The organism is Pseudodesulfovibrio sp. S3 (genome assembly GCF_004025585.1).
In the GTDB taxonomy this organism is placed as follows: Bacteria; Desulfobacterota; Desulfovibrionia; order Desulfovibrionales; family Desulfovibrionaceae; genus Pseudodesulfovibrio.
Map to the genome: position 1 here is coordinate 139,684 of NZ_QTZO01000003.1, position 25,430 is coordinate 165,113.

Below are 25,430 nucleotides of genomic sequence, written 5' to 3' on the forward strand. Positions count from 1 at the left end.
ACTTTTTCCGCTTGCAAAATCAGGCCAATACGATCTGACTGAAACTTTCGCTCTGCAAGCTCGCGCCTCCTACCAATACTCCGTCAACGTTGTCAAGCGCAATAATGTCGGCACAATTGCCCGGCTTGACGCTTCCTCCATACAATACCCTGATTTCATTACCATTATCACCAAAGATGGAGACAAGAATTTTCCGGGTAAAGGCGTGGGCATCCTCAATTTCCTCTGGTCCCGCCACCTCGCCGGTCCCGATGGCCCAAACCGGTTCATAGGCAACGCTCAACCTTTCGGGTGCTATATCAACAGGCACGTTTTTCAAACCCAAGCGAAGCTGACGCTCGAGCACCTCTTCTACCTTCCCTGCCTTTCTCTCATCGATCTTCTCTCCGATGCACAGCACGACCTTCAACCCGGCTTCCAGACCATAAGCGGTCTTGCGCCCGATATACTCATCATCCTCACCCAACACATGCCGACGCTCGGAATGTCCCGTCAGTCCATATGTCGCCCCAACGTCCAAAAGCATCTTGGGAGAGATTTCACCTGTAAATGCACCCTCTTCCTCGGTATAGTAGTCTTGACCGCCCGCAGAGAATCCTTCCACAGACTTCAGGACATCCCCCACTCCTTTGAGAACCGTAAAGGGGGGGAAAATAAGGACCTCTCTGTCTTTCGGCAGTTTGGACGCAGCCAGAGCAACCAGATCCTCAGCAGTGGACTTGGCGTCTTCCCAGGTTTTGAACATCTTCCAGTTGGCAGCCATGAGTTTCTTCATTTGTTCGAGCACTCCTTTAAAGCTTTAAATGCAGGCAGCTCCTTGCCTTCGAGAAATTCCAGGAAAGAGCCTCCACCTGTAGAGATAAAACTAAATTTATCAGCTAAATGAAGCAGATGAACCACAGCATCTGTATCACCGCCGCCAACAATGGTCAGGGCGTCTTCCAGGTCGGCTATGGCTTCACAGACCGCCAGCGACCCTTTTGCAAAGGCCGTTGTCTCGAACAACCCCATGGGGCCGTTCCATACCACGGTCTTTGCTTTTTTCAGTATGGAGATAAAGTTCTGTGTGGTCTCGGGACCGATATCCAGCACCAACGCATCAGAAGGGATGGCTTTGGCGGAACAGATACCCTCAGCCTTTTTTGCCTTATGGGTCTTTGCGTAGCGGAAATCAACGGGAAGGTGCAAGGCAGACCCCATGGATTCGGCCTTGGCCATGATGGCCTTGGCATCATCCACTAAATCACGCTCCACCAATGACTGGCCTACTTCATACCCCATGGCCAACAGAAATGTGTTGGCCATGGCTCCGCCGATGATGATATCATCCACCTTGCCGAGCAAGTTGTTCAATATTCCCAACTTGCTGGAAACCTTTGCGCCGCCGGAAACGCAGACATAGGGACGCTTGGGGGCCTTAAGAGCTTTACCGAGAAATTCATATTCGCGCTTGAGAAGGAACCCTGCACAGCAGACTTTTGCATATTTTGGAACATCCACAACCGAGGCGTTTTCTCGATGGGCCACACCAAAAGCGTCATTGACGTAGATGTCTGCCAGGGATGCGAGCAATTTTCCGAAATTCTCCCGGGCTTCAGGAGTCTTGCCGGTTTCCTCCGGGTTGAAACGGAGATTGTCAAGCATGATGACTTGACCAGGCTGAAGGGACGCAGCCATCTTTACGGCCTGGTCACCGATCCTGCCCGGAATTAGGGGGACGCATACCCCAAGAAGTTCCCCGATCCGGTTTGCCACCGACCCCAAGGACAGCTCTGGAACGACTTCGCCTTTGGGCTTGCCCAAATGAGCGCATAAAATGACAGCTGCCCCTTTGTCCAAAGCATATTGAATGGTCGGCAGAGAAGCCTTGATCCGATTGTCATCGGTGATGATGCCGTTTTCGATTGGAACATTGAAATCCACTCGAAAAAGCAATTTTTTTCCCGCTAAATCAATTTGATCGATAAACAACATATGCATATCCTCATGTTTCAATTATTCCGAAAAATCATATCGAAACAGTAACGCATCTTCCTTGGTATCAGGATAATAATTTTTGCGCACACCAATTCTCTTGTATCCGAATTTCCGATATAATGCCAAGGCCGGATCATTCGATCTCTTGACGTCCAAAAAGCTCTTTTTAATATTGCAACTCACACACATCTCAAAGCATTTACCAAGAAGAACCTCGGCCAGTCCCTGCCGCCTGTATTCCGGATGAACGGCTAGGTTCAGTATTTCCATTTCATCTACGATAAGCGAAAAAGCCATGTATCCGACCAGCGCTTCACCCCTTCTAATCCCCAACACCCGAAAGGCCTTATTCTTTAATCCAAGAAGAAACTGCTCTTGGGTCCAATGGTAATCAAAACACAGCCCCTCGAGATCAATAAGCTCCTGGACATCGGATTCGTCCAACAGCACCACTGTATCTTTCATGGAAAAACCCCACCCCTTCAGTTGGCTGGAAATGTCCAGGCATTATGTGTATACGGAGTTTGCAAGCAATTTAAAATATTATGAGAATATAACAACATGATTTTCAATAAAAAACCGATCGAAAACGAAGACAATGACCACAGTGTGGAAATCGTTGATAAAAAGAATCGCCCTCTGGCTATCCTTTCCAAACGCTCAGCACATAGACAACTGCTGATGCACCGTTCGGTTCAGGTCCTTGTTTTTAATCCTGAAAAGAAGATTTACCTGCAAAAAAGAAACAAAAACAAACAGTTTTTCCCGGGGCGCTGGGATATCTCCGCCCGCACCCATCCCCGAGCCGGAGAATCGACCTATGACGCGGCCCTTCGCGCCCTCCATGAGGAATTGAACCTGGAGATAGATCACCCGCAACTGATCAGGGAACTGCCTGCCAGTCCTGAAACCGGATTCGAACATGTCACACTGTATGCTGTCACTAAAAACACACTGCCGATTTCTCCAAACATCGAATTGGCTTCAGAGGGATTCTACTACTCACCGGAAGAACTGACTTGCCTGGTCAAGGAGTTCAGAGAACTGCTCACGCCGAATCTGGTTATCCTGTGGGAGTCCGGTCTGTTGGTTCCGGCCTAACCAGCGGTCAGCAACCTGCTCAGTTCCTCATGAATTCCACCGTTGGTCGCCAGAATGCTGCCTGATTCGAACGTATAGGGCCTGGATGTATCATATTCACTGACCATTCCGCCTGCTTCCTTGACGAGCAGGATTCCCGCAGCCGTATCCCAAGGATTCAAAGCCCGCTCATAGAACCCCTCAAAGCGACCGCAAGCCACATACGCCAGATCCATGGCGGCCGCCCCCGGCCTGCGAATGCCTCTGGTTAACGGCAGCAACACTTTAAGATTTTTAAGAATATCCTCAAGATTTTCTTCTATGTCATAGGGAAACCCAGTTGCCAGAAGGGACTTCTCCATATCCGTCTCGTCTGTCACAGATATGGAGTTTCCGTTCAGAAACGCCCCCTGCCCTTCCACGGCAGTGAACATTTCCCCCATCAGGGGCAGATTAATCACCCCCATCACAACACGGTCATGACGCCAAAGCCCAATGGAATTAGCCACAAAAGGCAGACCGTGAGCAAAATTGGTGGTTCCGTCCAAAGGATCGATTACCCAGGTGCATTTCCCAAGGTCGGTATTCTTGGCTGTTTCTTCCGCCAGAAAATCGGAATCGGGCAACAGTTTGATCAATTCTGACTTGAGCATGGTTTCAACGGCCAAATCAGTCTCGGTAACCAGATCGATCCTGCCCTTGAGACGGATTTTCCGGGTCCGACTTGCGCCGTCCTTGACGATATCACCGGCCCTGACAACGATTTCCTTGAGGCTTTCCATGATGCCATTGGCGTCAAACGTATCCATATGCGTCTCCCCTTAAAGAAAAAGGGCGGTAATGACCGCCCCTAAAAACTGTTTCAGATCAAATGGCTACGCCCTGCGCTGGACAAAAAACTCCACCGACCTGTTGTAGGTCTTTTCTTCTTCCACGGTAAAATAACAGGCTGGCAGTTCGCCCCGCTGCCGATGGTAATGGAGACATTCACAACATATGCCGTGCTTGTCGCAGTTGTAGGTGCAAGTGCAGTATTGTTCGTTTATCTTTGATCGTGGGCATTGATCTTTTTTCTTCATAATAACCCCCTCTCCAAAATGAATAACCAAGCCGATTTCATAAGATTTCAGATAATAGCCAACAGTACTGAGAGTGTCAATAATTCAAGACTATTGTTTCGTTATCGACGAGTCTGACCTCATACGACTGCCCGCCAGCAGCCAATCCGATAAAATCAAGAACAGATACGCAACACGTTGTTTTTCAGGCCATAAAAGTATATGATCACAAGATCACCATAAGGGGAGCATCTCCTCTGTGCATTTTTTGATCATGGATACGGTTTCAATGTGGGAAAAAGCATTCAGCCAGGCACCAGGCTACCAAAGAATAGAGAAAAACAAGTCTCAGACTATCGGCTTGAAAACCCTTGAGGAACTCAAGGATTTCATTGACTTTGAGCATATCAAGTACTGTCTTTTAAAACCGTATTTTGAAGTCAAGGATTATCCCTTGGTCGAGGCGCGCGAGCTGCTGCCCTCATTCGAGGTCGACCTGTACGAATACAAGTCCCTCCCCGGCTTCTCCATGGTGGCTTTCGAAAGGCAACTCAACTCCTTTCAGGAGATATTCCAGTTCGATGCCCTGCACTCCCTTTCGGATTGGGAGGAAATGCAGGTTCAAGACACGTGTTCCGTTGAAGAAAATGCCATCGCCACCAATATCCGCACCTTCCAAAGCCGCCTTCCCAAAAGATACCATGCCGCTTTTCTGAGTGAATTCGAATCAAAGAACATCTGCTCCATGCAGAGTTACGACCGAATACTCCCCTTCCTGCTTGAACTCGAACGTGCCCATGTCATTGCTCATGATTCCACGGGGGAATTCACTCTCCAGGGTATGTACGCTTCGCTGCCTTCAAATCTGGATAGCGAGCTCAAACAGTTTGGGCTGAAGATCGGCAAATTCAAGCCGGGCAACAATCTCATGTACGAATGCAATCGGCTGTTCGTCTATCAATTCATGATGGAATTGCACGGGTTTCCCATTGTTTCCGAACGGCGTACTTCTTCGGCCATGTTCGCCATCAGACTTCTGAGGCAGCATGAACGCTTCATCGTACGCGTGCTCGGCCAAAGCGACCGCACCATCACCACCATGATGTCGCCGCCGCCAGGCACCCCCAGGCGTTTGGCAAAATACCCCAAAGTGGAAAAAACCGCCCTTGTCCAAGTCCACGAAAACCAGAAGGATTTAGTGGAACTCCTTAAGGACCAAGGGTTTTTCGTTGATGACAAAAAACGAGTGGTCATCCTGAGGGTCACCTACCAGCAACACGACTACAGCCCGAAAAACGTGCGCGAGGACCGGGCCCTCTCCGTGCTCCGGCAGGAGGTCATTCATCCCATAACCGGACGCACCATTGAAAACCTGAACATCATCCAGAACGTGCGCAACATGATCCTGCGCCTCAACGACATCGTCCGCGGCGAATATCGCATTCCCGTTAATTACAAACGCAGCGAGATCATTGAAAGCACAGACACCCACGAGGACAGACTCAAGGCTCTCTACACATGGCTTTCCAAACACATGCATCGGATAGTGGATTATTCGGACGACTACTACTCTCAAATCGTGCGCGTACTCGACGGCTATCTGCTCGCCCCGGACAATTACGGCATTTTCAACGATCATTATGAATTGCACCAGGAAGTCTGGTCCAGATACGGCCAGATCCAGCAGGCCAGAAAAATCCGTATTCTTGAGGATCTCCGTAATCGCAAGTACAAGGGTGAAAGCATTTCCTACCACCGAATGTTGGAGCTGATGACAGAAATTCTCAACGAACTTAAATTTGAAATTGTTAATTATTTCGACAGGCTTGTCGTCAAAGTTTTGATAATAGGCAATGATGTGGTGTCCGATTCCTACCTGCTTCGCAAGTACATTCAGGTGGACGACAAAACGCTTTCACCATATGGACACGACATCAAGAAAATGTATCAACAACTGGTCATGCTGCTCGACGAATTCCGTTCCATCAGGAAATCTCGCACGGCAAGCAGTTCCAGTTCCAGCCCCTTCTAGCAATCCATCAAGGAGTATACTTTGAAAACCCTAGCCACCACCCCTCTCTCTGGATGGCACCGTGAAAATGGCGCGAAAATGGCCCCGTTCGCCGGCTTCGACATGCCGGTGCAGTACAAAGGCATCATCATTGAACACAATCATACGCGAAATAAGGCTGGCATTTTCGATATCTGCCACATGGGCGAGTTCAAACTCTCCGGCTCCGGGTCAAAAGACGGCCTGAACAAAATCGTCAGTCATGACTTGAACACGCTGGCTCCAGGAAAATGCAGATACGGCTTTCTGCTCAACCAATCAGGCGGCATCAAAGACGATCTGATCATCTATTGCCTGGCAGAGGATGAATACATGCTCGTGGTCAATGGCGCGTGCAGACAAAAGGATTTCGACCAGATCCAGGCAAACCTGCCGGATGGTCTTGAGTTCACTGACATAAGCGATGAAACCGGAAAGATCGACGTTCAGGGCCCCGAGAGCCTCGCCGTTCTGAACGATCTCCTTGGTACAAGCTGGAATCATTTGAAGTATTTCAGCTTCGAGAAAACCGACTGCGCTGGCTTCCCCATGATTGTCAGTCGAACAGGTTACACTGGCGAACTCGGCTATGAACTCTATCTCCCGGCAGACAAGGCACTGGAGATATGGAAGAAGCTGGCGGCCGACGAACGCGTCGAACCCGTAGGGCTTGGCGCCAGGGATACCTTGCGTCTTGAAATCGGCTATCCCCTGTATGGTCAGGATCTGGACGAGGATCATACTCCCAGAGAATCCGGAGGCGGCTTTTTCCTGAAGAAGGAAACGAATTATATCGGGAAGTCGGGTCTGGACAAAGTCCGAGAATCCCTGATCGCCTTGTCCATTGAGGGGCGCAGAACCGCCCGCCACAACGATGAGGTGCTTTTGCCCAACGGAGAGAGAACCGGCATTGTCACCAGCGGCTCGTTCGCTCCGAGCCTGGGCCACTGCATCGCCCTGGCCTACGTTCGCGCAGAGGATGAGGATAAAGACTCGTTCATCGTGAAAACGGCCCGGACAGAGATTGTCGCAAAAAAGGCCGCACTGCCCTTCTACAAGGACGGCACGGCCCGGATAAAGATCGACTAGACAGAAGGGACGCCTCAAGCGTCCCTTTTTTCTTGTGGCCCAAGTGAGCTCATGCGCTCTTCCAGACGTGCCCTTTCCCGCTTCAGCACTTCCTTATCCAACTTCTCCGTAGTCACCTCCATGGGGTCGCCAATGTAGAGGGGACAACGGGTAAAAGGAAAAGGCACAATAAATCGGTCCCAGGATTTTTCAAAAACCTTTTTGCGCAATGGATAGGCCCGGACAGGAATAATTTTCGCCTCGGCCCGCTGGGCCAGAAAGATTATCCCGTCCTTTGCCTTGTGTCGCGGCCCCTTGGGACCATCAATGGTAAAAACCGCCATGCGGTTTTCCTTGATCATAAGTCGCTTGGCCTGCAATAGGGCTTTGACCCCGCCGCGGGTACTCGAACCGCGCACGGTTGCATGCCCCAGCTTTTCCAGAACGCGCGCGATTATCTCACCGTCCTTACTCTGACTGACGAATATCACGAGATTCGAGTTCGCTTTTTCGCTTATGCCAGTAATCGGAAATATTTCGCCGTGCCACAAGGCAATAATCAAGGCCTGCCCTTGCTTCTTCTGTTCCAACAAGTTTTGTGAATTACCAAAAAACTCGTAACGGATTGTCCTGGACCACATCCGGAACACCCAGGCTAAGAAAGGAGACAGCTTGTCGAAATCAAAAGGTATTTTCATATTAAAAGCGACTCTTCATTTTCATATGTATCTATCCACTCAGTGATCAGAGAGCAAGAAAAGAACTCTATCGACAACATCGATCGAAGGCGGCATTGCCATACTAAATATAAATTTGACCAAACGAGTTATTCTATGCTGCTGTTAATAATTAAGGAGTATACATGACCGAAATTTCACTTGATTGCAAAGACCTTCCCTGTCCCCAGCCCGTCCTTAAATGCAAAGACGCAATTGAACGGAACTCGCCCAACAGGCTTGAGATTACCGTGGACAATGATGCGGCCAAGGAAAACGTTTCCCGTTTCATGACCGTCCAGGGGTTCACTGTCAAGACACGGCAAGAAGGCAGGAATCATATCATCACCGGCACCAGAGAGGATGACGGCGACTGCGCCGAATGCACCGTCATGAACGACACCAAAATCGCTGCGACGGACAAAGAGAAAATCCTGGTTTTTATTGCCTCTGACACCATTGGTTCCGGCGACGGCACCCTTGGCGGCAATCTCATGTTCAACTTCCTGCTGACGTTAAAGGAACTGGACAGCGATCTCTGGCGCATCATTCTTGTCAACGGCGGTGTAAAGCTGGCAATATCCGACAACAAATGCATGGCTGAGCTGGCGAGACTTGAGGAAAGCGGCGTTTCCATCCTCGTCTGCGGCACTTGCCTGGAGTTCTTCGGCCTGACAGACAAACGGGGCGTAGGCGCAGTCACCAACATGCTCGATGTGGTAACCAGCTTCCAGCTTGCCACCAAGACCATTCAGGTCTAGAAGACTGCATGAGTGATGCATCGACAGAATCAATTCGGCTGAACAAATTTATTGCCCAATGCGGCATAACCTCCCGTCGCGGTGCAGACGATCTGGTTTTTTCCGGCCAGGTTAAGGTCAACGGCATCATTGCAGACTCTCCCGGCATCAAGGTCGATCCCGACAATGATACGGTCACGGTCAAAGGCAAGACTATCGCCCTTCCCGGAAAAGGTCGGGAATTGACCATTGTACTACATAAGCCCGTCGAGACCGTCACCACGGTCAACGATCCGCAAGGACGCAAAACCGTTCTTGATTTTTTGCCGAATGACATTAAGAAATTGCGCCCATTCCCGGTCGGCCGTTTGGACTTTTTTTCAGAAGGACTGCTTTTGCTGACCACGGATGGCGAACTCTGCTACCGCCTAACCCACCCGAAATTCCACCTGCCCAAGATCTATGTCGTCACCATTAGGGGTTCGGTTCAGGATAGAGCCGTCATGATCATGCGCAAAGGCATGGTTTTGAGAGATGGAGATAAACTGGCTCCGGCCAAAGTGGAAGTCAGTAAACCTGTCGCCGGTACGCAACAGATTGAAATCACCTTGATACAAGGGATAAATCGACAGATTCGCCGCATGTGCGAAGAACTGGGCATGACCATACTGAGGCTGAAACGCGTCCAACAAGGCCCCATCGACCTTGGAAAGCTCAAACGCGGAGAATGGCGAGAACTGTCGAAAGAGGAATTGATTGCCCTGAAAAAGGCAGTAAAACTCGCCTAGATTCCTTCTGTATTGTCTTCAACCTGTGTGCCTTCAGGGGGCACAAAGGTGAACATTTCAGGGTTCAGATTCACATCCACTTCCACGTTGGACAGCCGCAACTCATTACCGTTGCCATAAAAATCAACAATCATGACCTGCCGAAGCAATCCGGTAGCCGGCTCCACGCCGACAAAAGCCAAAACCATGCCTGGTTCGGCCTCCTTCGGCACGAGTTGCAGCACAACAAATCCCTTCCCCCACCTGGAACGGACTTCATCGGCACCAGCCCATTCAGTCTTGACCACAAAGTCTTCCTTGATATTGGCCTGACCGGAGATAAACCGCAAAATTGTCTTGGAATTCAATAGGGTTGCCACACTGTACTTTATGGCAAGCTCCTCGTCCTCAATGTAGTTCCAAGCAACCTCCTTGCCAACAATAAGCAATTCCTTTTCCGGTGCAGTGGTCTCCCAACGCACCTGGGAAGGCTGACGAAAACTGATTTTTCCTTCGCGGGTTTCGACTTCACCGCTGGCTACATTGGTCAACTCCTGGACAAAGTCAGCCCGAAAAGTCTTGAGAGTCTCATAGCGTTGCTGAATCAGGTCGGGCAAATCCTCGGGAGCAACAGCCTCTGCGGCCATGGACATGAGGGGGAATGCCAGGGTCAGCACTGTCGTACAAATAGCGATATACAATTTAGACATTCATTATTCTCCAATTATTCCGGCTTAATAACCTTGCGCGGCTTGCTGCCTTCCTGGGGCCCGAGGATACCGTCCATTTCCATTTGTTCGATAAACCTGGCTGCACGGTTGAAACCAATTCTGAGCCGCCTTTGTAAAAGCGAAATGGACGCCTTACCTTGAGACAGCACAAACTGTACCGCTTCATCATAGACAGGATCATCCGTCTGATCAACATTGCCAGGGCCCCCGCCGTTCTTGGGATTCTGGCTCCAATCGCTGAAGTCGAGCTCAAATTCCTGGGGGACGGCGTTCTTCCAGAAATCGACCACATGCGCTATTTCCGTCTCGTCCATGTACGCACCGTGCATACGTTTGAGTTTGCCGCCACTCGGCTTGAAGAGCATATCTCCCTTGCCGAGAAGCCGCTCAGACCCTACGGCATCGAGGATGGTGCGGGAATCGAACTTGGAAGTCACGAAAAAGGATATTCGTGTGGGAAAGTTCGCCTTGATAAGACCGGTGACGACATCAACACTGGGCCGCTGGGTAGCCAATACCAAATGGATACCCGCAGCACGCGCCAATTGGGCCAGGCGGACGATACACATCTCCACTTCCTTGGCTGCGGTCATCATGAGATCAGCAAGTTCGTCGATGATGATGACCAGATACGGCATGTGCTTCATGTTCTCGAATTCCTCGGGAACATTGTCACCCATTTCAACTATTTTCTTATTGTATCCCTCGATGTTGCGCACACCAAGCTTTGCCATCTTCTCATATCTGCAATCCATCTCGAAGACAGCCCAGTCCAAAGCGCTCTTGGCCAGATTCATGTCCGTGACCACGGGATGAACCAGATGCGGCAACTCGGCATACGGAGCCAGTTCAATACGCTTCGGGTCCACCAGCAACAATTTTACTTCATCGGGACCGGCCTTGTACAGCAAGCTGAGCAGAAAACCGTTGATGCCCACTGATTTACCTGCGCCCGTGGCACCGGCAACCAGCAAATGCGGCATCTTGGCCAGATCGGCCACCATTTTCGCACCGTGGATATCTTTGCCCAAGGCGAGCGTCAGAGGTGATTTTGATTCAACAAATTCCTTGGATTCGATTATTTCACGCAAGTAGACCATTTCGCGCTCAATGTTGGGTATCTCGATGCCCACACTGTCCTTGCCTGGAATGGGTGCCTCGATGCGCACGGATTCGGCTCGCAAAGCCAGCGCAATATCGTCGGTCAGGTTCTCGATCTTACTTACCTTGACCCCCGGCGCAGGCTTGAACTCGAACATGGTTACCACCGGGCCTGGAACTACCCGCTGGATTTCGCCCTGAACATTAAAATCATTCAAGCATTCCTTGAGTTTGTCCGCCAATGGCTGCAATACTTCCGGAGTCTGCGAGGTCCGTTGCGCAGGAGGACTGGTCAACAACTCCACACTGGGCAGCCCCCCCGGTGCGGCAGGTGCCTTGGCAACGGGCCTGGCAGCAGGCTGAGGCTTGGGCTTGGGGAGTTCTCTCTTTTGCGGCTTGTCCGATTCGCCCGCATCAAGATCAATGAATTGGAGTTCATAATCCTCTTCCGTATCTCCTTCCTCAATATCCTCACCACGTTCCAGGGCCTTGGCTTTTATGCGTTCGTTACGCTGTTTTCGCCATTCGAGTATCCTTTCAAGGCAAACGGCCCACGCCCTCACAAGAACGTCCCAGACCGAAGCCCAGGTCACACCGAATACGCCCTGAATGGAAATGATCGTCACAAAGAACCAGAGAAGAAAGGTACCCACCGGCCTGAGATACGGCAGAGTGTATTTCGTGATGACGCTCCGGCCGAACAATCCGCTGCCCACGAGACCATAGGCGTCTTTGGGAACATTGGAAAACCAGGGGTGCATGGCCCAAGCCTCAAAGGCGATAAACAGCCCGATGACGCCCAGCCAGCGTGTTGTGGAAAGCCTTAATCGGGAAACAAACCTGATCAACCCCAGATACAGAAAATACAAGGGCCAGAAAACAGCTCCCATACCAAAGGTTTCCACAAGGAAACCGGCACAGTAAGCCCCTGCATACCCGACTACATTCTGCACTTTTCTCCCGGAGGACACGGCTTGATTGAAGCTCGGATCACCAGGACTGAAAGAGAGAATGCTCAGAAAAAGAAATGCAGAGAGAAAAAGGAAGAACAGCCCGACAATCTCGTTGCTGCGCCCTTTTTCCCCGATCTTAATAGTCTTTCGTTGTCGTACCATTATTCCCACTTGTGATAAAAAAGGTCCTGGACAGCAAGCTGCCCACGACCTTTTTACGCAATTTTCACGATGTGTTGCAAGTCCGCTTTATTCGCGACCAAGATACTCTCCGCTACGGGTATCCACCTTGATCGTGTCGCCTTCGTTGATGAAGAGCGGCACGTTGACCTGCAGACCGGTTTCCATGGTGGCCGGCTTGGTGGCATTGCTGACACGGTCGCCCTGTACGCCGGGATCAGTCTGGGCAACGGTCAAGCTGACGTTGGCGGGCAGATCCACACCGATCAGCTCCCCATTGTACAGGAGCACTTTCACAGTGTCCCCTTCCTTGATGTAACCGCCCTTCTCGCCGACATTGGTTCCAGGAACATGCATCTGCTCATATGTGGCAAGATCCATGAAAACGAAATTGTCGCCCTCTTTATAGATGTACTGCATCTCTGTCATAGCCATATCGGGCTTGTCGACTTTTTCACCAGACCGGAAGGTCTTATCCAGCACCTGACCGGTCATCATCTGGCGAAGCTTGGTACGCATCATTGCACCGCCCTTGCCGGGCTTGAAGTGCTGAAATTCAATTATTTCGAATGGTTTCCCATCAATTTCGATCTTCAGACCTGTTCTGAAGTCCTTGGTCGATATCATGTCTGCTCCAAAAAGTTTCCCGGCATTCCCCGGTAGGTTGAATGTCTTATTCAGTCGCCAAACGCTCATACAGCGCCTGGACACCGAGGGCATAACCCAGAATTCCGAAACCGGCAATAACGCCGATGCACCTCTCGCCCATGATGGACTGCTGTCTCAACGGCTGATCGGTCCGCGCCCATATGTTGCTGATATGCACTTCCACGCATGGAACCCCGATCCAGGCCAGGCAATCCGCAATGGCCAGACTGGTATGTGTATAAGCTCCTGCATTGAATACCACCCCGTCCACCTGCTCTTTCCGGGCCTGCTCAAGGCGGTCAATCAGGCCGCCTTCGGAATTGGACTGAAAATGCGTCATGGTCACTTCGGCAGCCTTGTCGCCCATGACCTGTTCCAACAACGTCGGCATGTCATCCATGGTTTGTGAACCATAGATTTCAGGTTGCCGTTTTCCGATATGCCCGAGATTGGGGCCGTTCAGTATCAAAATATTGAGTTTGCCCATACGCTCTTCCCTCTTTCCCAAAAATTACCTCACACGCTTCTTGACGCGCCCCGGTAAAAACAGAACATTAGGGACGTCCGAAAACCATTTGCCATAAAAGCGGTGCTTCTTTATGAACCGAACCATTGAGTTAGTCAAAACAATATACGAAATCAAGCAACTTGAGGAGTGCAGCGAGGTGCAGATAGCCCTTGCCGGACGCTCCAATGTAGGCAAATCGTCCCTGGTCAACCGTCTGGCCGGTCGCAAGGCACTGGCCAAAATCAGTTCCAAACCCGGGAAAACGCGCAGCCTGAATTACTATCGGGTCAATCCGGACGGGTATTATCTGGTTGACTTACCAGGCTACGGATACGCCAAATGCTCCAAGACCGAGCGCGACAAATGGGCCAAACTCATTGCGGCTTACATGAACAACAATCCGCAGCTCAAAGCCGTGGCAGTGTTGCTCGACTCCCGATTGACACCGCAAAAAATCGACATGGAATTGACAGCCTACCTTCGCAGTCTGGGCATCCCCGTGATTCCGGTCCTGACAAAAGCGGACAAATCAAAACAGCGTGAACTGGCGCAATTGCAAAACCAGTGGAAAGACATCCTGCAACAAGAGCGTCTCCCGATTCTCTTTTCCAGCAAGACCGGCAAAGGTGAAGACAAACTCTGGGATACCTTTAGTGAATACGCCGGAATGCCGTCAGACACGCCGGAGCCGTAGGCCACTCCCCCACTCTTTCAGCGTCCTCTGGAAACCCGGCAGAGTGACCCAGGCAAGACGAAAAGAGGCCAGCGATGCCATGATGCCGTTGCCCAGCCAGGCCGCGATGATGGGCGGTAAAACGCCTTTTTCGCCTGCTGTTGCGCCGACCACATGCACTCCGTATTGGACGAAGATCAAGATAAGCGCCAGCCCGATGTTCGCATAGACGTTCTCGGAAAACGTGACCAGCACCAGGGCCAATAACGCCATGGTTACCATGGAAAAGGCATAGGAGAACTTTCCATGCCAGACGGTCTGGAGAATTTCGACGTTCGATCCTGACTCCTCCAGTTTTTCAATGGCCTTGGACAACTCAAGAAGCGGCAGTTGTGCCTTATCTCCCTTGAGCTCGACGGCGGCGTATGCCTTGAGATTCTGCCGAACGGACAAAAATTGGGATATCCGGCTTACCCCGATGAATGTCCTGGTATCAAGTTCATGCACATCCAAAAGGCCCCATCCATGGTCGTCAATAAGGGCTTTTTTGGCTGTGAGTATCCGAATAAGCTCTTGATTATCAGTGGTAAATTCATACACTGTGATGCCGCTTGCCCGACTTTTACCAGGGTGCGCCTTCTCGGCAAGGACAATAAACGGTCCGTCCCGAAACCAGAGGCTGTCGATGGTCATCTCGTCCAGTTGTTTTTTCCTGACGTCCTCTTTCCAAATACGATTGGCCTCATATTCGCCGAACACGCCCAGGAATTGGGAAAACACAAGCTGCCCAACGCTCCAAATCATGGCGTAAACAACAAAAAAACGGATGAACCAGGTAAAGGAAACGCCCCCGGCGCGCAGGGCCAACATTTCCCTGGATCGGGTCAACACCCCCATCTGGATAACCATGGCGAGCAGGAAGATCGCAGGCATCAACTGCGAAACAATGAGCGGAATTTTAACGACAAAATAAAACAGGATGGTTTCCGCGCCCAGTCCGGCCTGGATAAAATCATCAAGCCTGTCAAAAATATCGGACAGAAGGTAAAGGCAGGTTCCCACGGTCAGGCAGGCCGCCATGAGATACAGGTTTTGCCGTATGAGATAACGGCTCAACACACCTATGCCAAGGATATTCCTCATGCTTCCGCTTCCTTGCGAAACCGCAAATGCATGAGCCACAGGATCACGGTGGGCGTTCGTTCAAGATTGGCATACCGCATACCGATCAACGCGACGAAGACAAAGAGCACATTGGGTGCCCACATCCCATAAATTGCCGGAATGGTGCCGGATTCCCCCATACTGACGCCGATGGAGAACATTGTGTAATAGACCATGAACAAGCCCATGGCCAAGAGCAGGCCGTATTGCTGCTTCAACCCTCTGAACACAGAGGCAATGGGAATGGCAAACATGCCCAGAATAAAGCAGCCCAAAGGCAATGTGAGACGCTTGAAGTACTCGGTGTCAACCTTCTTGAAAAACCGCTCGTCCTGATCCGGCATGAGCCCCGGATCGCTTCGTATGGCACTCAGACGGAAAAACGGCATATCCTTGGCCTTCTCTTCCGTAAAATTGAAACCCATGAGGAGCTTGCCGAGATCGAGCTTAATGGAATACTTGCCGAATTTGAGGACGTTCAATTCCTCTCCGCTTTCTCGAAAGATGTTCCCATTCTTGAACACGATCCGTATTTCAGCCTGTTCCGGCTTGGAAACAATCTGCGCCTCCGGAGCCACCACCACCACGGATGTTCCCTTTATGGATTCATCCCGGACAAAGACGAACTTCAACTCGCCCTTTTCATTGTCGACCTGATGCGCATAAAAAGTGACTCCGGGAAACTCCTTGTTGAAAACGCCTGGCTGAAGGGCAAACTTGGAATGGGTCTTGGCAAAATAGTAGAGCTTGGTCTTGAACATATCCATGCCCCAGGCAAGTCCCCAGAACGATATGAAAAATGTGAACAAGGTTGCCAGGGCGCAGAATGCCGCCGGAGCGGAAAGCATACGATAGAGACTGACCCCGCTCGCCTTGAGTGCAATCAGTTCATTGTCCGTACTCATACGCAGAAACGTCAGAAAAACACTCAGCATGGTAGCGATGGGCGCAATGAGCAGCAAAAAAAACGGTGTCAGGAAAAAGAAAAGTTGCAGGATATTGAAAAAACCGATGTTCTGAGAAAGAAACAGGGAACGGAGTTGCAACATCCTGCCTATCAGGATGAGTCCCAATAGACAGGACACCGTCAAGCCGAACAGCTTGAGCAGTTCAAAGAAAATTTGGCGCTGAAGGAGCTTCACTGGCAATAACTAGCTCTGGTTTTCCTTATAGAATCGTTGGAGAAACTCCATGTCCTTGGGCCCCATGTTGAAACGAACGCCCGCCTCTTCAATAAGTGCAGCAAGCCCCTTCTCCGTCTGGCTTTCCATCATCTCGCTGATCCAGGCTATGGCTTTGCGGGTTAATTCGCTCTGAGGCATTATGGTCGTCATCGAGTGCTCCTGTTTTTTCCTTGCTTCCAATCAATAGAAATACACCAGCTTCCAAGGGGTTGCAAGGCAGTGTTAGTTGGACTAGACCTTTTGACTCAAGACACGTCAAAACCCTGTTCATCCCTGAGGATCATATGGCACCCTGGTATGTTGCGTTCATTCTCGGCATTGTTGAAGGCCTCACCGAATTTCTCCCCATTTCCAGCACCGGCCACCTGATCATAACGGGGCATCTCTTGGGTTTTACCGGCCCCAAGGCCGAAACATTTGAAATCGTTATCCAACTCGGTGCAATCATGGCCGTCGTTGTTCTTTATTGGCAACGCTTCATAGGTCTCATCATCCCGGACCCAAAACGAAAATTCTCCGGGATATACGGCCTGTGGCTGCTATTTCTCACCTCTCTGCCTGCTTCGGTGCTCGGATTGCTGACTCACGGCTACATCAAGCAGTACCTTTTCTCGCCAACCACAGTCGCTGTGGCGCTTGCAGTGGGCGCGGTGTTCATTTTCGCGGTCGAAGGCGTCAGCAAGGATGAATCAACTGCATCTTTGGATGATATCACGCCTAAACTTGCCCTGGGCATCGGACTGTTTCAATGCCTGGCTCTGTGGCCCGGTTTTTCCCGTTCCGCTTCGACCATTATGGGAGGAATGCTCCTTGGAGCCAAGCGCACCGTGGCCGCCGAATACTCATTCATCGCTGCGGTTCCCATCATGTTCGCTGCCACAGGTTATGATTTCCTGAAGAATTACCAATTGTTTGAAAGCAACGACATGGCCTTCCTGCTCATCGGATTTTTGGTCTCGTTCGTCTCTGCCTGGCTGGCCGTCAAAGGGTTCATCTACCTTCTCGGCAGGCTTACCCTTCGTCCCTTTGCCATATACAGACTGGCTCTCGCGCCACTGATTCTCCTGTTTTTGTAAGATGTTCCAAAAAATTGGAATAAGTCCGAATTTCCACTTGCCAAGCACAAAAAGACGTTCTATAGACTGTTTCCGCTTCGGCGAAACAAACGTGGCGAGGTAGCTCAGTTGGTCAGAGCATGCGGCTCATATCCGCAGAGTCGGAGGTTCAAGTCCTCTCCTCGCTACCACGAATGGAATAAGAATCCCGTAAAATCATAAAGGTTTTACGGGATTCTTTTTTTCTCCCCCCTTCACTTTTCATAGACGGCAAAAACGCCTCACCGATGCGTTCATACTAGAACTTATGTCAGAATGATTGCCTCCCGACCTCTTTTCATTGTATTTTTCATTGAACATGCGTATTTGTTTCAATAAACAAAATCGGTATACCATGAACAAGAATGCACTTTTTATGTTTGCGATTTGCACCCTTCTTTCTCTTGCAGCCTGTTCAAGCGAACCACAGGATGTCTTTCAGGGCTATGTTGAAGGGGAATATGTTCACGTGGCTGCTCCAATAGGCGGCACACTTGATGAACTCAACGTCACCCGAGGACAGACTGTTTCAAAAGACGCCCCTCTCTTTGGGTTGGAACGGGATTTTGAAAAAGCGGCCGTTGACGAGGCAACACACGACCTGCAACGGGCTCAAGACAATCTTGCCAACCTGGAGAAAGGTCAGCGTCCAACCGAGATAGCCTCAATCCAAGCCCGCCTGCGACAGGCAAAAGCAGCAGCGGATTTGGCAAAGGTTGAATACAAGAGACGGGTCCAGCTCATTGCCGAGGAAACCATTTCACAAGAGGAACTGGATCGATCAAAAAGCGACTATGATCAGAAAAAACAACAAGTAAGTGAAATCAACTCGGAGCTGCAAACGGCTGGTCTAGGTGCGCGCAGCGATGTCATTCGAGCCGCGGCATCGGAAATCATGCAAAAGCAGGCCAAGCTTGTCCAGGCGCTCTGGAACTACAACCAGAAAGTCCGCACCGCTCCTAGCTCGGCATTTGTGTTCGACACACTCTTTCGCATGGGCGAATGGGTGCCTTCAGGGCAGGCCGTGGTATCACTGTTGCCACCCGAGAATATCGAAATCCGCTTTTATGTGCCCCAAACTATCGTGAGCCAAATCCAAACCGGACAAAAGGCCATCGTTACCTATGACGGCGCTGAAAAGCCCGTCGATACAACGATCTCCTATATCTCCCCTTCTGCCGAGTTTACCCCCCCGGTGATCTATTCCAGCCAAAGCCGGGCAAAACTCGTTTTCATGCTCAAGGCCAGACCATCTCAAGAGGATGCTGAAAAACTCCATCCAGGACAGCCGGTCGACGTCACCATTCCCACTCTCGTCCTCCAATAGGGACCATCAATTGTATGTCCTCTGATATTATCATCGATGTCCAGGGATTGACCAAATCGTTTGGTTCAAAAACTGTGGTCAACAATCTGGACATGCGGATTCGCAAAGGGGAGATATACGGCTTCCTCGGGCCGAACGGCTCGGGCAAGACAACATCCATCCGCATGCTCTGCGGACTGCTCAAACCCAATTCCGGTTCCGGGACATGCCTTGGATATGACGTGATTACCGAGTCTGCCAGCATTAAACCGCACGTGGGTTACATGACACAGAAGTTCAGTCTTTACGAAGACTTGACAGTCAAGGAGAATATCGAATTCACGGCTCGTATTTTCGGGCTGGAAAACCCGTCACGAAAAACACGTGAATGTATTGAGCGAATGGGACTCGGCCCTTTCGAAAAGCATCTGGCCGGGACGCTTTCAGGGGGCTGGAAGCAACGGCTTTCCCTTGGAGTCTGTACTCTCCACTCCCCTCAGCTCCTGCTGTTGGATGAACCGACCGCAGGCGTTGATCCGGGTGCCCGTCGGGATTTCTGGGATCAGGTTCACACCCTTGCCGCCCAGGGAATCACGGCCCTTATCAGCACGCACTATATGGATGAAGCTGAACGATGTCACAGGCTTGCATACATAGCATACGGCAAACTCCTTGCAAGGGGAACTGTGGAGGAGATGATCTCCAACGCTCGATTGAGCACATGGAGCGTCAGTTTTGATAACCAGGAAGGGACACTGCATGACCTTTCAGAACAGCTCAAACCGCTCCCTGGTATCGATCAGGTTGTTGCATTCGGAAACACCCTCCATGTCAGCGGAAGAAATGCAAAGGCTCTCGAACACAGTATAGCCCCATTTCAAAAACAGCCATATAAATGGTCCTTGATCGATACAAGCCTGGAAGAAGTTTTCATCGACCTCATGCAACAGAGTAAAGGAGGCCTCGGATGAGCCTTTTTTCCTTCAAACGATTCATTGCCATGGTGGGCAAGGAATTCGTGCAAATGAGGCGAGACAGGCTTACCTTTGCCATGTTGATAGGTATTCCCCTCATTCAGCTAATCCTCTTCGGCTACGCCATCAATTCCGACCCCCGCCATCTGCCCACAGCAGTGCTTTCTGCCGACAATTCCCCCTTTTCACGATCAATTGTCACCGGAATGCAGACCAGCACCTTTTTCGACGTCACGAGCTTTCCCAAAACCCGTGCTGAAGCAACCGATCTCATCCGCAAAGGAGTTGTACAGTTCGTCGTCACCATACCCGAACAATTCGGACGAGACATTCTTCGTGGAGACAGGCCGGTTCTCCTGCTTGAAGCAGACGCCACAGACCCGATGGCCACAGGCAATGCAGCCGGTTCATTCCCTGAGATTGTTCGGCGCGCACTGGCCAAGGAACTCAAGGGGAACGCAGCGAATCTCAATCAGGGACTGGCTCCGGTGGATATACGAATCCATAATGATTACAACCCGGAAGCAATTAGTCAGTACAACATAGTTCCGGGTTTGATGGGCGTCATTTTGACCATGACCCTTGTCATGATAACCTCGCTGGCCATTACCAGAGAATCCGAGCGCGGCACCATGGAACACCTCCTCGCCACGCCGGTCAGACCTCTCGAAGTCATGCTGGGCAAAATCGTTCCCTACATCTTTGTCGGCTACATCCAGATAACACTCATCGTATTGGCTGCCCGGCTCCTGTTCAATGTGCCGATGCATGGAAGTGTTCCCTTGGTATTTGCCCTCTCTCTGCTCTTCATTGGGGCCAACCTCTCCGTAGGCGTCACCATTTCCACGGTTGTAAGGAACCAACTCCAAGCTGTTCAAATGTCGATATTTTTCTTCCTGCCATCACTACTTCTTTCAGGATTCATGTTTCCTTTCAGAGGAATGCCGCAATGGGCGCAAGTCGTTGGGTCGATCCTGCCGCTGACCCACTATCTTCGCCTCATTCGTGGAATTCTTCTCAAAGGCAATGGGCTTGAAGATTCCATCCAACATGTCTGGCCCATTCTATTTTTTTGGTTTGTCGTTGTCGCCATTGGCTTGAAACGATATCGCCGTACACTCGATTAGCCTCAAGGCACGCGATCCTCCGCGGCTCAGTTGTTCCGTCCGGCAAAGCATCCGCTTTTCCCCTCGCACTCAAGCAATCTCTCCAGCTATCAAATAATCCTAGCAATTGATTTGGAATTGCCAGCCTGCCCCCCCCACGCCTTTGACACATATGCCCCTCTTTCAAACTGCAGGAATCTGGCCTTTCATTTTCAATCCCTCTTTTCCGACCCTTCAATCCCGTACTGGACTGCATTTTCCTACAGACGATCTCACAATTATTCGCTTCGTTTATCTAGATATTTTCTATTTTTTTTCTAGAGAACAATCTAACAACACGTAATTATGCCTTTTTATAAAACAATAAAACTTTTCGGCTTGATATAAATCTCAATTGTTTTAGTTGCCAAAACCATTAGACTGCTTATATACAACTTGTCCGTACAGTTCTTTGACATGGGGGCGCACTGGTTTCGACGGGGATAGTTGAAGCCGAAGCCGCAGGTCGAGGTTGGTCGATGGCCTCGTAAAAATCGACCACAAGATAATTGCAAACGACAATTACGACTACGCAATGGCTGCCTAAGGGCAGAATTGCTACCTGACACCTAGCGTGTCACGATTCTACTGCTGACGCCTTATAAGCGGATAGAATCGACAAACTATAGGGCTAGCATCACAATTGGGTTCCTTCGGCTGTGGTGCGAAATAATAGGAGAACTAGTCTAGGGGCTGTTTGGCCCGGTGCAATCCTCTAGGCGAAACACTATTCCGGGCCTAAACCTGTAGACGCTTTCGCGGATCGTTCTCGGACGGGGGTTCGACTCCCCCCGCCTCCACCACCCGATATCCCATGTCATAAAAAAACCCCGCCTTTATTTGGCGGGGTTTTTTTATGACAAAAAATCAATTCATTACCACTTCGATCGCCCCGTGGGGATATAATAGAATTCAACTCGCCTATTGGCCATGCGGTTCTCTTCAGAGGTGCTCGGCAGGATAGGTTTTGCGCTGGCATACCCTACTGCCTTCATACGATTCGCCGAGATATCCGAATGCTCCAGAATATACCGTAGGCAACGCGCTGCCCGAGCTGCTGATAAATCCCAATTGGAATGGTACAGCTTTGACTCGACCTGATCTCCATCGGTATTACCCCGAATCACCAGATTAAAGTCTGTATTTTCCATAGCATCGATGACTACCTGCATCCCCTTTTGGGCGTCTTCAGCCAATTCGGCAGACCCCTTCTTAAACACAATCTGGTTGCCCAACCTGAGCATGACACCCGATTTGTCGCTGCTCACCTTGGCCATATGATTCAAATCCTTGGCCCGAATGGCCTTTTTGATACGCGCTCCGAGTTCGACAATTTCCCGGTTTTCCCGCACACTTTTACGCTCATTGAAGCTCGTGTCTGCATAGGGAACCGAATATGCTCCCGCATCTTCATGTTGAACACCAAGGGCCTCCTGGATGGACCCCATCATCTTCCTGAAATTCGTGACATCCTGATTGGTAAAGGAGAGAAGCAGCACGAAAAAGCACAAAAGCAGTGTCACCATGTCGGCAAAGGTCGCCATCCACGGCGGAATCCCTTCTTCCGGCTTGGGCGGATCGGGCTTCGGCCCACCTCCCTGCTGTTCCAACACCTCTTTTTCAGCCATCAAACACCTTCTACCAAGCATCCCGCTGGGGCATGTGCAAATAAAACTCAACTCGCTGATTCTTCAGACGATTTTCTTCAGAATCATTGGGAACTGACGGCCTCGTGTCCGCATATCCCACCGCCTTGGCCCGATTGATTTCTATACCGCCCTGATTGATGATGTAGTCCAAGGCCACGGCCGCCCTGGAAGCCGAAAGCTCCCAATTGGAAGGGTACTTCTTTGTTGAGATATGAGTGTCGTCGGTATGGCCACGGACTACGATATTCAACTTGTAATCCTTGAGAACCTTTATCACCCTATCCAGGAGTTCCGATGCTTCGGGCTTGAGATCTGCCGTGCCCGGATAGAAAAGTGCCGCAGAACTGGCGCTGAAGACCACTCCATCACGATCGGCGGAAACACCGGCGCCTTCCATCATCTTCACATCCACTTCCTCAAGCAAAGACTTGAGGCGCATGACCACACCGAGAAGCAAACGCTCGTCGTGAGAGATACTGGCTGCCAGCTCCTTGACCGTTGCACTGGTGTTGAACTGGGCCATATCCTCGGACACGGCTCGCACTTCCCGCACGCCGAAAGCCCCTTTCAAGGAGCCCAAAGCATCCCGGTATTTCTCTTCACTTTGTTCGGCAAAAGAAAGCAGAAGTACAAAAAAACACAACAAAAGCGTCACCATATCCGCAAATGTCGCCATCCACGGAGGCAGCCCCTCATCACCAGGCGGATCTTCGGAAGGCTTTCTGCGTACGGCTTCTTCTGCTTGTTTGGCCATTGGGACTCCGGAGAGAACCTATGCGGATTCTTGACGCAATGCGGGAGACAAAAACGCCTGAAGCTTTTCCCTGACCATGGAAGGATGGTCGCCCCTTTGCAAGGAGGACACCCCTTCGATCATGATCTGCATGAACAGGACATCTTCTGCGGATCGTTCCTCAAGCTTGGTGGCCATGGGCAAAAATAAACAGTTGGCCATGATGGCCCCATAAAAGGTGGTCAAGAGGGCGACAGCCATGGCCGGGCCAATGGAAGACGGGTCGGATAGATTTGACAGCATATTGACCAGTCCAATCAAGGTTCCGATCATGCCGAACGCCGGTGCCATGGTACCCATGCCCTTGAACACGGCCTGCCCCTGGCGGTGACGTTGTTTCATGAATTCCAATTCTATCTCCATCACAGATCGGACCAGACCTTCACTGGAACCATCCACGACGAGCATCACTCCTTTCTTCAAGAACGCATCGTCAATATTAACTTTTTCAAGAGCAACAAGACTCTCCTTACGTGCAGTTTCAGACAAGGAGGTGATAAGCCGGATAATCTCTTGCGGATCATTGGATTTGAAAAGCAGGGTTTTCATGCCGACCTTGATGGCATTGATGACGACACCCATGGGGAACATGACAAAGGTAACGGCAAAGGTACCCCCGATCACAACGACAATCGAAGGAACATCGATAAAACCGGCTGCATTGCCACCCATGAAAATTGTTGCGACAACAAGACCGAATGCCCCGCCAAGACCGATTAAAGTTGCAATATCCATATGTTATCTTTTGATTTTACCGGTAGAAGTACCGATTTTAACTTCATCGTTTTCATAATAGAAAAACACATCTTCCAAAAAATCATCAACTTTGAGATAAGCAGACCCTATACTGATCTCCACTCCGGGTTTAACAACGCCGGGCACAAGGACCTTGCATTCGCCAAGGCGCTCCGTGGCATAAATCCCTTCCCAAAGCTTCACCTTCAAGGCCATCAACAATTTCAATTCCTTGCGGGCCGATTCCAACTTGGGTCTGTATTCTGCCCTGAACTCTTCACCCTTGTTCAATATCTTTTCAAAAGAGGCAATATCCGCATGCACAATTTTGATTCGCTCGTTGTACTTCTTGTCGGCATGCAGCAATGAGGGGTCGTATCCCAAGACCAGAGACGTGTCGGTATCCATCCCGCCACCAAGCTGTTCTCCTACATAGATGTATTCGTAAGCACAGATATTTCCACCCGTGAGCCGTCCCCCAACTGCCAAACGTCTTCCGGCATAGACGTTACTATGCATCAGAGCACCTTTGACCAGAACATCATTACTTGCGACAACAGTCGCATATTCACAAAATGCCAATTTGATGTCGTTACCGGCCTCAAGGTGCGCCGTCTTGCCGCCCTTGACACCACCGCGGCAGTCCAAGTTGTTGCGGGCCTCGATAAGCACCCCTTCCACCTGCCCAACAACCTTCACATCCTCGCCGAGTATGGAAAATCCGCCGCGAACGGAACCTTCTATGGTGATATTACCAACAAATTCTATATTTCCAGTACGATAGTCAATATCAGCGCGAACTGTCAGCGTCTCACGGACAAGAATGATGCCTTCCTTGTAGCACGCATAGCCGTTGACGGCTGCATAGAGCTTGTCAGGAAAGTTACGTTTCAGTCCTGTGCCTCGGCCTGCGGGAAACACCTTGTCATCAGATACAAACCGTTCGTCGATTTCGCTGCTGGATTCATCGAGAGGAATCCACTCGGCAATAACATCCCCAGCGGCAACGCTTTGGACAAAATTCAACTCATGATGATCCACACTGCCATCGGCCTGCTCTTCCGGTTTCAGTTTGGATGGATCCCAATCCGGATCAAAATAGTGTTTCAACAAAAAAGGCATTGCCCCTCTGACAC

Annotated in this window: 27 protein-coding genes, 1 tRNA gene and 1 other RNA gene; 12 read left to right on the forward strand and 17 right to left on the reverse strand. The window is 50.5% G+C overall.

Annotated features, from left to right (window positions below; translation table 11 throughout):
- Positions 1–19 precede the first annotated feature (19 nt).
- The 3 genes from tpiA to rimI are packed head-to-tail and all read right to left on the reverse strand — an operon-like array spanning position 20 to position 2,442.
- Entirely contained in the window at positions 20–775 is a 756-nt protein-coding gene (gene tpiA / locus DWB63_RS04330) for a triose-phosphate isomerase (protein WP_128327590.1), read from the reverse strand.
- Entirely contained in the window at positions 772–1,974 is a 1,203-nt protein-coding gene (locus DWB63_RS04335) for a phosphoglycerate kinase (RefSeq protein WP_206613137.1), read from the reverse strand. Before DWB63_RS04335 ends, tpiA begins: the two co-directional genes overlap by 4 nt.
- 21 nt (positions 1,975–1,995) lie before the next feature.
- Entirely contained in the window at positions 1,996–2,442 is a 447-nt protein-coding gene (gene rimI, locus DWB63_RS04340) for a ribosomal protein S18-alanine N-acetyltransferase (RefSeq protein WP_128327591.1), read from the reverse strand.
- A 96-nt stretch (positions 2,443–2,538) separates the two neighbouring features.
- Between rimI and DWB63_RS04345 the strand changes: the two genes are divergently transcribed.
- Positions 2,539–3,078: an NUDIX domain-containing protein gene (locus DWB63_RS04345; protein WP_128327592.1), complete on the forward strand. Its 540-nt coding sequence runs from the start codon at positions 2,539–2,541 to the stop codon at positions 3,076–3,078.
- Here the strand turns inward: DWB63_RS04345 and DWB63_RS04350 are convergent.
- Positions 3,075–3,866 carry an inositol monophosphatase family protein gene (locus tag DWB63_RS04350; RefSeq protein WP_128327593.1) on the reverse strand — a complete coding sequence of 264 codons (792 nt, stop codon included), beginning with the start codon at positions 3,864–3,866 and terminating at the stop codon, positions 3,075–3,077. The genes DWB63_RS04345 and DWB63_RS04350 overlap by 4 nt on opposite strands.
- 66 nt (positions 3,867–3,932) lie before the next feature.
- Positions 3,933–4,136 carry a DUF6485 family protein gene (locus tag DWB63_RS04355; RefSeq protein ID WP_128327594.1) on the reverse strand — a complete coding sequence of 68 codons (204 nt, stop codon included), beginning with the start codon at positions 4,134–4,136 and terminating at the stop codon, positions 3,933–3,935.
- Between the two features lie 268 nt (positions 4,137–4,404).
- On the opposite strand from DWB63_RS04355, the gene DWB63_RS04360 reads away from it, so the two are divergent.
- Together DWB63_RS04360 and gcvT are read left to right on the forward strand one after the other, a co-directional pair.
- Positions 4,405–6,147: a hypothetical protein gene (locus tag DWB63_RS04360; protein WP_128327595.1), complete on the forward strand. Its 1,743-nt coding sequence runs from the start codon at positions 4,405–4,407 to the stop codon at positions 6,145–6,147.
- 21 nt (positions 6,148–6,168) lie between these two features.
- Positions 6,169–7,254 carry a glycine cleavage system aminomethyltransferase GcvT gene (gcvT, locus tag DWB63_RS04365; protein ID WP_128327596.1) on the forward strand — a complete coding sequence of 362 codons (1,086 nt, stop codon included), beginning with the start codon at positions 6,169–6,171 and terminating at the stop codon, positions 7,252–7,254.
- A 14-nt stretch (positions 7,255–7,268) separates the two neighbouring features.
- Here gcvT and DWB63_RS04370 read toward each other — a convergent pair whose 3' ends face one another.
- Positions 7,269–7,931 (reverse strand): lysophospholipid acyltransferase family protein, encoded by a 663-nt coding sequence (locus DWB63_RS04370; RefSeq protein WP_128327597.1) that lies wholly within the window; start codon positions 7,929–7,931, stop codon positions 7,269–7,271.
- 164 nt (positions 7,932–8,095) lie between these two features.
- On the opposite strand from DWB63_RS04370, the gene yedF reads away from it, so the two are divergent.
- Both yedF and DWB63_RS04380 read left to right on the forward strand, forming a co-directional pair.
- Positions 8,096–8,710 carry a sulfurtransferase-like selenium metabolism protein YedF gene (yedF, locus tag DWB63_RS04375; RefSeq protein WP_128327598.1) on the forward strand — a complete coding sequence of 205 codons (615 nt, stop codon included), beginning with the start codon at positions 8,096–8,098 and terminating at the stop codon, positions 8,708–8,710.
- A gap of 8 nt (positions 8,711–8,718) precedes the next feature.
- The gene (locus DWB63_RS04380; protein ID WP_128327599.1) at positions 8,719–9,477 is read left to right on the forward strand and encodes a pseudouridine synthase; all 759 of its coding nucleotides are present in this window, start codon (positions 8,719–8,721) and stop codon (positions 9,475–9,477) included.
- On the opposite strand, the gene DWB63_RS04385 is transcribed toward DWB63_RS04380, so the two are convergent.
- The 4 genes from DWB63_RS04385 to DWB63_RS04400 all read right to left on the reverse strand — a co-directional run bounded on the left by DWB63_RS04385 (position 9,474) and on the right by DWB63_RS04400 (position 13,556).
- Positions 9,474–10,166, reverse strand: coding sequence for an outer membrane lipoprotein carrier protein LolA (locus tag DWB63_RS04385; protein ID WP_128327600.1), 693 nt, complete (start codon positions 10,164–10,166; stop codon positions 9,474–9,476). The genes DWB63_RS04380 and DWB63_RS04385 overlap by 4 nt on opposite strands.
- A gap of 14 nt (positions 10,167–10,180) precedes the next feature.
- Positions 10,181–12,403, reverse strand: coding sequence for a DNA translocase FtsK (locus DWB63_RS04390; RefSeq protein WP_128327601.1), 2,223 nt, complete (start codon positions 12,401–12,403; stop codon positions 10,181–10,183).
- Between the two features lie 87 nt (positions 12,404–12,490).
- Positions 12,491–13,048, reverse strand: coding sequence for an elongation factor P (gene efp / locus DWB63_RS04395; protein ID WP_128327602.1), 558 nt, complete (start codon positions 13,046–13,048; stop codon positions 12,491–12,493).
- Positions 13,049–13,094: 46 nt separating this feature from the next.
- Positions 13,095–13,556, reverse strand: a complete 462-nt coding sequence (locus DWB63_RS04400; protein WP_128327603.1) for a type II 3-dehydroquinate dehydratase — start codon at positions 13,554–13,556, stop codon at positions 13,095–13,097.
- 112 nt (positions 13,557–13,668) lie between these two features.
- On the opposite strand from DWB63_RS04400, the gene yihA reads away from it, so the two are divergent.
- Positions 13,669–14,271 carry a ribosome biogenesis GTP-binding protein YihA/YsxC gene (gene yihA, locus DWB63_RS04405; RefSeq protein WP_128327604.1) on the forward strand — a complete coding sequence of 201 codons (603 nt, stop codon included), beginning with the start codon at positions 13,669–13,671 and terminating at the stop codon, positions 14,269–14,271.
- Here the strand turns inward: yihA and DWB63_RS04410 are convergent.
- The 3 genes from DWB63_RS04410 to DWB63_RS04420 are packed head-to-tail and all read right to left on the reverse strand — an operon-like array spanning position 14,251 to position 16,748.
- A complete protein-coding gene (locus tag DWB63_RS04410; protein ID WP_128327605.1) occupies positions 14,251–15,393 on the reverse strand; it encodes an LptF/LptG family permease in 1,143 nt (380 codons plus the stop codon). The two genes, yihA and DWB63_RS04410, sit on opposite strands and share 21 nt — an antisense overlap.
- A complete protein-coding gene (gene lptF, locus DWB63_RS04415; protein WP_128327782.1) occupies positions 15,390–16,556 on the reverse strand; it encodes an LPS export ABC transporter permease LptF in 1,167 nt (388 codons plus the stop codon). Before lptF ends, DWB63_RS04410 begins: the two co-directional genes overlap by 4 nt.
- Positions 16,557–16,565: 9 nt before the next feature.
- On the reverse strand, positions 16,566–16,748 hold the full coding sequence (locus tag DWB63_RS04420) for a hypothetical protein (RefSeq protein WP_128327606.1): 183 nt from the start codon (positions 16,746–16,748) through the stop codon (positions 16,566–16,568).
- A gap of 134 nt (positions 16,749–16,882) precedes the next feature.
- Here DWB63_RS04420 and DWB63_RS04425 point away from each other — a divergent pair, with 134 nt between their 5' ends.
- The 6 genes from DWB63_RS04425 (at position 16,883) to ssrA (ending at position 21,920) form a co-directional block, all read left to right on the forward strand.
- Positions 16,883–17,674, forward strand: coding sequence for an undecaprenyl-diphosphate phosphatase (locus DWB63_RS04425; protein WP_128327607.1), 792 nt, complete (start codon positions 16,883–16,885; stop codon positions 17,672–17,674).
- Positions 17,675–17,767: 93 nt separating this feature from the next.
- A tRNA-Met gene (locus tag DWB63_RS04430) sits at positions 17,768–17,844 on the forward strand.
- A 203-nt stretch (positions 17,845–18,047) separates the two neighbouring features.
- Entirely contained in the window at positions 18,048–19,019 is a 972-nt protein-coding gene (locus DWB63_RS04435; RefSeq protein ID WP_128327608.1) for an HlyD family efflux transporter periplasmic adaptor subunit, read from the forward strand.
- A gap of 14 nt (positions 19,020–19,033) precedes the next feature.
- Positions 19,034–19,969 (forward strand): ABC transporter ATP-binding protein, encoded by a 936-nt coding sequence (locus tag DWB63_RS04440; RefSeq protein ID WP_128327609.1) that lies wholly within the window; start codon positions 19,034–19,036, stop codon positions 19,967–19,969.
- A complete protein-coding gene (locus DWB63_RS04445; RefSeq protein ID WP_128327610.1) occupies positions 19,966–21,099 on the forward strand; it encodes an ABC transporter permease in 1,134 nt (377 codons plus the stop codon). Before DWB63_RS04440 ends, DWB63_RS04445 begins: the two co-directional genes overlap by 4 nt.
- Positions 21,100–21,536: 437 nt before the next feature.
- Positions 21,537–21,920: a transfer-messenger RNA gene (gene ssrA / locus DWB63_RS04450) on the forward strand.
- A 72-nt stretch (positions 21,921–21,992) separates the two neighbouring features.
- Here ssrA and DWB63_RS04455 read toward each other — a convergent pair.
- The 4 genes from DWB63_RS04455 to DWB63_RS04470 are packed head-to-tail and all read right to left on the reverse strand — an operon-like array spanning position 21,993 to position 25,404.
- Positions 21,993–22,745, reverse strand: a complete 753-nt coding sequence (locus tag DWB63_RS04455) for a flagellar motor protein MotB (protein ID WP_128327611.1) — start codon at positions 22,743–22,745, stop codon at positions 21,993–21,995.
- A gap of 10 nt (positions 22,746–22,755) precedes the next feature.
- Positions 22,756–23,520: a flagellar motor protein MotB gene (locus DWB63_RS04460; protein WP_128327612.1), complete on the reverse strand. Its 765-nt coding sequence runs from the start codon at positions 23,518–23,520 to the stop codon at positions 22,756–22,758.
- Positions 23,521–23,538: 18 nt separating this feature from the next.
- Positions 23,539–24,294, reverse strand: a complete 756-nt coding sequence (locus tag DWB63_RS04465) for a MotA/TolQ/ExbB proton channel family protein (protein WP_128327613.1) — start codon at positions 24,292–24,294, stop codon at positions 23,539–23,541.
- 3 nt (positions 24,295–24,297) lie between these two features.
- Positions 24,298–25,404 carry a FapA family protein gene (locus DWB63_RS04470; RefSeq protein WP_241648618.1) on the reverse strand — a complete coding sequence of 369 codons (1,107 nt, stop codon included), beginning with the start codon at positions 25,402–25,404 and terminating at the stop codon, positions 24,298–24,300.
- Between the last annotated feature and the right edge of the window lie 26 nt (positions 25,405–25,430).